Annotated in this window: 2 protein-coding genes; one reads left to right on the forward strand and one right to left on the reverse strand. The window is 66.6% G+C overall.

The window, feature by feature from the left end:
- Positions 1 to 64: 64 nt before the first annotated feature.
- Positions 65 to 994, reverse strand: coding sequence for a LysR family transcriptional regulator (locus E1288_RS46345; RefSeq protein ID WP_132495707.1), 930 nt, complete (start codon positions 992 to 994; stop codon positions 65 to 67).
- A gap of 229 nt (positions 995 to 1,223) precedes the next feature.
- Between E1288_RS46345 and E1288_RS46350 the strand changes: the two genes are divergently transcribed.
- A partial coding sequence (locus E1288_RS46350) for an HAD hydrolase-like protein (RefSeq protein WP_165968645.1) occupies positions 1,224 to 1,523 on the forward strand: 300 nt, incomplete at its 3' end.

The raw sequence follows: 1,523 nt of genomic DNA on the forward strand, positions 1-1,523 counted from the left end.
CCGTCGAGAGATCCCCGGAGTTCGGAGATGGTTGGGGCCCGGCCTCGTGGCGCACCTGGCGCCATCAGCTCGCCGAGTGAGCATCGACTGATTCGACCAGCGAGTTGGCGATCTGCTGCAGGGAGTCCAGCACGACGGAAACCGCCCGCCGTTTTGTCTGTTCCGGACGAGCGAGGACGTCGACGTTGCGGACCGCGCGGATCCCGGTGAGCGGCCGCAGGACCACGGCGGATCCGCCCGGTGGCCGGGCCGTGTAGCGCGGGAGCAACGCCAGGAGATTGCCGTGGGCGACCATCGCCGCGGCGGTCGTGAAATCGTTGATCCGGTGTACCACCCGCATTGGCCGACCCGCCGACGCCGCGATCGCATCCAGCATGTCGGCGGGCGAGAACCCGGGATGCGTGGACACCCACGATTCGTCGACGAGATGGGCCGGGCTGAGCGAATCATGCTGGGCCAGGGGATGATCAACACGCATCGCCACGTCCATCGGCTCCAGTAACAGCGGCACCACGGACAGTCGCTGGGAGGGCCATGGCTGTGTGTGGCTCATCCGGTGGGCGATGACGATGTCGTACGACGCAGTAAGCGCGGGGAACGCTTCCCGGGCCACGTCCTCGTCGACGCATTCCACCGGAGGGTGGTCGGTCTCGTTCGACCTCGTGGCCAGCGCGGGGAAGAACGTGACCGCGGCGCTGTGAAATCCGGAGACTCGGACGATCACTGACAGGTCCTCGAGGTACTCCTCGACGGCCACCTGGGCCCGGGCCATTGCGGAGGCCACCGACACGGCAGCGTTCGCCAATGCCCGACCAGCCTCCGTGAGTTCGACTGAACGACCGCGCTTGTGCGTGAGCGGCGCGACGAACTGGCGTTGCAACGCTGTCAGCACTTGCGAAACCGCTGACGGGGTGACCGATAGCGCCCGCGCGGTCGCCGCGATGCTGCCGTGGTCGGCAAGCTCGCGAAGCACCCTGAGCTGGTGCAGATCCATTAGGCTAATCTAAACCATGGTTGTTGTTATTGACGGTTTGTCTTTCGGGTATCCCGCTTTACCATCGACGTATCCCCCGCGCCCCGCTGCCCGCTGGCTCCTCGCCCCTGGGCACGGCAACCGCCCGGTCGATCTGACGGAGGCCTGCGCACGGCAGATCTGCGTCCCCACGAGCGCCTGCTCCCCCGCAGGTCGCGCCAGGCATCAGCACAGCCGCACAAGGAGCGAGATGACCCCCTTGAAGCCCACCTGCCTACTGCTCGATCTCGATGGCACCCTGGTGGACTCCGCCCCCGGCATCACCATTAGCGTCGTGGCAGCCCTGCAAGCGGTTGGCGCTGATATTCCCGAGGCGGCCGTGCTGCGCACCTTCATCGGGCCTCCGATGTACGAGTCCTTCCGGAACGTGCTCGGTCTCGACGAACCGACCGCCAGGCGTGCCCTCCAGGTCTATCGAGCGGACTACGCCGAGAACGGCGCACTGGACAGCCGCCCGTACGAAGGCATTCCCGAGCTGCTGGACAAGCTG

The sequence above is a fragment of the Saccharopolyspora elongata genome (genome assembly GCF_004348985.1).
Taxonomy (GTDB): Bacteria; Actinomycetota; Actinomycetes; order Mycobacteriales; family Pseudonocardiaceae; genus Saccharopolyspora; species Saccharopolyspora elongata.

Excerpts from the sequence above, each read along its gene's own strand:
- E1288_RS46345 (WP_132495707.1), bottom strand. The coding sequence starts at position 994 with ATGGATCTGCACCAGCTCAGGGTGCTTCGCGAGCTTGCCGACCACGGC.